The 6,755-nt window shown below is 44.3% G+C and carries 2 protein-coding genes; one reads left to right on the top strand and one right to left on the bottom strand.

The genetic code is table 11. The features are described from left to right. Positions 1 to 188 precede the first annotated feature (188 nt). On the bottom strand, positions 189 to 2,966 hold the full coding sequence (gene secA, locus INT03_RS13225) for a preprotein translocase subunit SecA (RefSeq protein WP_045443474.1): 2,778 nt from the start codon (positions 2,964 to 2,966) through the stop codon (positions 189 to 191). Positions 2,967 to 3,471: 505 nt separating this feature from the next. Between secA and mutS the strand changes: the two genes are divergently transcribed. Next, positions 3,472 to 6,651: a DNA mismatch repair protein MutS gene (gene mutS / locus INT03_RS13220; RefSeq protein WP_193009299.1), complete on the top strand. Its 3,180-nt coding sequence runs from the start codon at positions 3,472 to 3,474 to the stop codon at positions 6,649 to 6,651. Positions 6,652 to 6,755 lie beyond the last annotated feature (104 nt).

The following is a 6,755-nucleotide window of genomic DNA, read 5'->3' as shown; positions in this document are numbered from 1 at the left end:
TTTGCCATCGTTTTATTCCCAATGTTCAACACGCCCTAGTCGATTCAAGATAATTTAGAGACAAAGAATGTGAGCAAATACAGAAAAGCCCTTATCTATTTTAGATAAGGGCTTTTGAGACTAACGAATATTAAAGATATATAAGCAGCAATGCTTAAGTGTTTATTATCAATATTCGCTTATGAATGCTATATTTTACCATGACATTGCTTGTACTTAAGACCTGAACCACAAGGGCATGGGGCGTTACGACTGATATTCATACCAGCGTATGGGTCTGCCTCATTGGCATTATTACCACTACCCACAATAGCACCTGCGACCGCACTACCAGCAAGATTACGATTTTGCGCGGCGGCTTTTTCAGCTCCGCTATCCATATTATCAATATCACTATGCTCGAACTGCATTTGCATATGAGCAGCATTCTCACGCTGCTGTATTTCCAGCGCTTCTAGCTCTTCTTTAGTCGGAATATGGACACGTGATAAATCTTGAACGGTCTCAGATTTAATTGCGCCAAGCATCATTTGGAACAGCTCAAATGATTCACGCTTATATTCTTGCTCAGGGTTTTTCTGTGCATAACCACGCAGATGAATGCCTTTACGCAGCTGATCCATTTGGGTCAAATGCTCTTTCCAATGCTTGTCTAAGCTCTGTAGCATAAAGTGACGCTCAAGCTGAGCAGCATCTTTTTCGCCCATCTGCTCACGGCGGCTATGATAGCGATCGATAGCTGTTTGGATGATTTTGGCACGTAAGCCTTCTTCGTCTAAGCGGCGATCTTCATCGAGCCAATCATTGATAGGCATCGCAATCTTAAATTCATTTTCAAGCTCGTCTTCTAAGCCATCAATATTCCATTGGTCATCGATAGAACCTGGTGGAATAAACTGGTTAATCATGGCGTTATAGACTTCTTCGTGCATAATCTCAATGGCTTCAAGCAAATCCATCTCTGCTAGCAAGTCATCACGCTGACCATAGATCACTTTACGCTGTTCATTGGCGACGTCATCATATTTCAACAGATTTTTACGCGCATCAAAATCGCGGCTTTCTACTTTACCTTGGGCATTTTCAATCGATTTTGAGACCATCTTATGCTCAATGGCTTCATCTTCTTTAAGACCCATGGCACGCATCATATTTACGACGCGATCACCAGCAAAGATACGCATCAAGTCATCTTCGAGCGATAAAAAGAAACGCGACATCCCAGGATCGCCCTGACGACCAGCACGACCACGTAACTGGTTATCGATACGGCGTGATTCGTGACGCTCAGAACCAATGATATGCAAACCGCCAGCCGCGACCACTTGGTCATGTTTGACTTGCCACTCTGCTTTTAGGCGTGCCATTTCTTCAGGACTGACCGAATCGATATCTTCAATAAACGATTGCCAGTTACCACCAAGGATAATATCGGTACCACGACCTGCCATGTTGGTCGCAATCGTCACAGCCTTTGGACTACCCGCCTGCGCGATGATTTCGGCTTCACGCTCGTGTTGTTTGGCGTTTAGGACGTTATGCTTGACGCCCTCTTGATCGAGCAAATAAGACAACTCTTCACTGGCTTCAATCGTCGCCGTACCAACCAATACTGGGGCACCTTTTGCTTGAATCTCTTTAATTTCGCGAATAATACCTTTGTATTTGCCTAGCTTGGTTAAGAAAATCTGATCATCCATATCGATACGAGCAATCGGCTCGTGCGTTGGAATCACGATGACATCTAAGTCATAAGTTGATTTGAATTCTGCTGCTTCGGTATCAGCGGTACCTGTCATGCCTGATAGTTTTTCATACAAACGGAAGTAGTTCTGGAACGTCGTGGTCGCAAGCGTTTGGTTTTCTGCTTGAATTTCGACGTTTTCTTTGGCTTCTACCGCTTGATGCAGACCTTCTGACCAACGGCGACCCGGCATGGTACGACCCGTGTTTTCATCAACGATAACCACTTCGCCGTCATCGACGATATAGTGGACGTTTTTAACAAACACATGATGGGCGCGAATGGCAGCTTGTACGTGAGCCAATAATGGCAAACGGCTTGGGCTGTATAAACTTTCATTTTCACCCAACTCACCGACTTCGATTAAGAAGCGCTCAATTTTTTCATAGCCTTTTTCACTGATTTCGATTTGACGATTTTTTTCATCAATCCAGAAATCTTCTTCTTCGTTATTCTTATTGGCCTCTTCGTCTTTTGAGCGAATCAGCACCGGGATAATGGTATTAATCAGCGCGTACATACGTGAAGAATCTTCGGCTTGACCTGAGATAATAAGCGGCGTACGAGCCTCATCGATTAAAATAGAGTCAATTTCATCGATAATACAGAAGTTTAATGGACGCTGCTTTTTCTCTTTTAAACTAAAAACCATGTTATCGCGCAGATAATCAAAGCCATATTCGTTATTGGTACCGTAAGTAATATCCGCTTGATAAGCGTCGATTTTTTCTTGCGGCGGTTGTTGTGAATAAATGACACCGACGGTCATGCCCAAAAAGCCAAATAATGGACGGTTCAATTCAGCATCACGTGCCGCCAAATAATCGTTGACCGTAACCAAATGCACACCTTTACCACTGATGGCATTGAGGTACATCGCTAAAGTACCCATTAGGGTTTTACCTTCGCCCGTTTTCATCTCAGCGATTTTGCCTTCGTGCAAGGTGATACCACCGATCAGCTGCACATCATAATGACGCATGCCATTGACGCGTAATGACGCTTCACGGCAGACGGCAAACGCTTCGGGTAGTAATGCATCTAAGCTTTCACCTTGTTGGTGTCGTGCTTTAAACTCTTCGGTTTTTTGTTGTAATTGCTCATCAGACAGGGCTTGTACCGCAGCCTCTTGTGCGTTGATTTTGCTGACCACTTTGCGCATGCGCTTTAATTCGCGGTCATTTTTAGTGCCAACCACACTGCCTATAATCTTTGATAACATAATTTTTTGACCTATGGAAATATTCGATAATTAGTGCGCATTAGCCAAAGCTTCGCCCGCTGCCGCCTTGTCATTACAGTCATCACCTGACTAAGTACCTGTTGTTAACAAAGCACCTCTTAACAAAGTACTGATTAATAAGGTACTGCCTAATGAAGTGTCGCCTAATGAAGTATCGCCCAATTAAGTGTGACGTCATTATATATGGTTATGACGCCGATGGATACAAGGGCAGCGAGTAGATATTTGCCGACGTAAAAGCGCGGCTGGACGTGTTAAAATAGTAATTACACTTCACACTTCTTAGTTTTTCGACTGCTAAATTTGCGCGCTATGATGACCCTTTAATAAAGCTATTTTGGTAAAAATCAACCAGAATCTTGCAAATCAACCACTCATAAGCGAGTGTTTTTCTCATCTATTTTTTACACTGATCTGTATATACCGTCGTCCGTTTAACGCCAGCTGACTAAAAAACCCATTTAAGCATTATAAGAGACTCTGCATGACCGCTAAGCCATCCGCTCAAAACCTTAACGCCGAAAAACCTACTCCCTCAAAGTACGCAATATCAAAACAACAGACCGTGACACCTTTGACCTCCGATCAGTTGATGGTAGGCGATACCGTTTATCACTTGGCAGATCATACGCCGATGATGGTGCAATATCTAACCATGAAAGCCAACTATCCACAAGCGTTACTGCTGTACCGCATGGGTGATTTTTATGAGTTATTTTTTGATGATGCCAAGCGCGCGGCACAAATATTAGACATCACCTTGACTCGCCGTGGTACGGATAAAGCGGGCAATACCATTGCCATGGCAGGTGTGCCTTTTCATGCGGCCGATAGCTACATGGCAAGGTTGATAGCTGCTGGGCAAACCGTCGTTGTGTGTGAGCAAATTGACGAATCAGCCACTGGCACTGACAACACGAATAACCCGTCCAATGCTCCGACGATGGGCGATAAGCAGAAAAAAGATAAAAGCAAATCTGCTGCTGGCAGCATTATGCGCCGTGAAGTGGTTAAAACCCTGACCGCAGGAACAATTACTGATGATGCTTTAATTGCGCCCAATCATACGCCAACTGTGGTCGCCATTGATATCGAAATACCTAAATCGAACAGCAAACAACCTGTGCAAGCTGCCATTAGCCAAATGGATTTAGCCGCTGGAACACTAACGACGCAAACGCTGAGTGCCAGCTATAATAATAGCCATGATGATGTCAAAAATTTGCAAACGCAAATGCTGACGGTACTGGCACGCTTTGCGCCCAGTGAATGTATCATTAGCGAAGCACTTAACGACCGTATCGACGAAGATTGGATGCTGTGGCTACGTCAAAATCTCGACTGTCCGATTATCGAAGTGGCGGCAAATGACTTCCACCGTGAGCATGCCAGCGCAACTCTTTGCCAGCAGTTTGACGTACAACGCCTCGATGGACTAGGAATCAATGACGCACTTCTTGCCCAATCTAGCTGTGCAGCATTAATACATTATGCGCGGCAAACTCAGCAGCGTCACGTGCCACAGCTTAACCAACTTATCGTTGAGTACAGTGACGACTATTTAATTATCGATGCCAATAGTCAGCAAAATCTTGAGCTATTTACCCCCGTTAGCAGTAATGGAACCTCATTGATATCTGTACTTAATCATTGTCAAACACCGATGGGTAGGCGCTTACTGGTGCAGCAAATGAAACGCCCACTGCGTCAGCATGCGCGTATCAATTTGCGCTTAGATGCGATAACCAGTTTGTTAAATACTGATAAACAGTCTGAGCAAAGCTCGGGAAATATCTCATTAATTACCAGATTGCGCGAAACCTTAAACGTTATTGGCGATATGGAACGTATTAGTAGCCGTATTGGTCTGATGAGCGCTAAGCCGCGTGACCTGCGTAAACTTGCTGAGGGTATTGCTAGTAGCGCCCAGCTTACGACGCTACTGACGAATGCAGGTATTAGCCATGAGCAGGCAGGACTGTTACCGATGTTGATACAGCAATTGCCTGCACAGTTACCTGCCGTACAAACAGTCGCTGAGCTGATTGAGCGAGCCATTATCACAGAGCCACCCGCACATATTCGTGATGGTGGCATGCTCGCCGCAGGTTTTGATGCGGAGTTTGATCGCCTGACTCATCTGCATGACAATATCCAAGTGACATTGGATGATATGGTAGAATGCTCGCGTCAAGAGAGCCAATTACCCAGTTTAAAAGTGGGTTTTAACAAGGTCAGCGGCTTTTATTTTGAATTGCCCAAGATGCAGGCAAAAAATGCACCAGCACATTTTATCCGGCGGCAAACGCTGAAGAGCAGTGAGCGATTTATCACTGACGAGTTAAAGACTGTCGAAACCGAATATCTAAGCGCGCAAAGCTTAGCATTAACTCGTGAAAAGCAGCTGTATCACGAACTCTTAACTGAACTCAGCAACCATTTAGCCGAACTGCAACAACTCAGCGCTGCGGTTGCGCAAATAGATGTGCTTAGTAATTGGGCGCAGCTGGCAACTATTTATAACTGGCAGCGTCCAGTCATGAGTAACGACTCAAAAAAGAATAATAGCTTAGATAGTGTCATGGAAAGCAGTAATTTACATAGGGGCTTAGAAAATAGTCACTCAAAAAACGGCTTGAATAATAACAGTCAAACCAGTATCGACATCAAAGCAGGTCGTCATGTCGTCGTCGAAGCCGCACTAAACCCTGTTCATGCTCACAGTAATACTCCTGCCAAACATAGCAGCCATTTTGTCGCCAATGATTGTGCCTTAGGCAGTCACGAAAGCCCTGAAAGACTGTTGATGATTACCGGTCCTAATATGGGTGGCAAATCGACCTATATGCGTCAAACCGCGCTGATTGTTCTACTCGCGCATTGCGGCAGCTTTGTACCAGCTGCGCGTGCTCATATTGGTGATATCGATCGTATCTTTACCCGCATTGGCTCAGCTGACGATTTGGCAGGCGGCAAATCCACCTTTATGGTGGAAATGATTGAAACTGCCAATATTCTCAATCAAGCAACCAATAAATCGCTGGTGCTCATGGATGAAGTCGGACGTGGTACAGCAACCACTGACGGTTTGGCCATTGCTCATGCTTGCGTTAATCGACTGCTAGAGATTGGCTGCCTGACATTATTTGCCACTCACTACTTTGAGCTGACAAAATTGGCGGAAAACTATAAAGAAAGCAGTGGAAGTAATGACAAACTTATCCGCAACGTCCATGTCGCTGCCAGTGAAATCGACGGTCAACTGCTACTACTGCACCAAATCAAGGATGGTGCCGCAAGCTCTAGTTTTGGTCTGCATGTGGCAAAAATGGCAGGGATTCCTACCCAAGTACTGGATGATGCCAAGCGCTACTTAGCAGATAACTTAAAATTAGACCCTATTAAAGTAGAAAACGTGACAACCGTTGATGACAAAAATGAATTAACTAAGTCAGTAAATGATAAATGCGATCCTATTAATGGTCCTGAAACAGAGAAAGCGCATATAAGCCGTACCAATCAATCTCAAATAATGACTGATATTCCACAGCAAAATCAGCTGTTTAGCTTACAGGATGAGCTAAGCGCAATAAACCCTGACAACCTAACGCCAAAACAAGCGCATGATTTACTCTATCATTTGAAGAAAATCATTAGTCATTAAAGGGAATTGTCAATTAGCCGTAAAGGCGTTAAAATGTGCCTTATTTTCCAACTATTCTATGTAGCCCTTATCGTTGATTCAATTTAAAAGAAGGTCAAGGCAAC

Source organism: Psychrobacter sp. PG1 (genome assembly GCF_014897815.1).
Classification (GTDB): Bacteria; Pseudomonadota; Gammaproteobacteria; order Pseudomonadales; family Moraxellaceae; genus Psychrobacter.
Note: the sequence above shows the minus strand (reverse complement) of the source record. Positions and strands in the feature narration are given on the sequence as shown.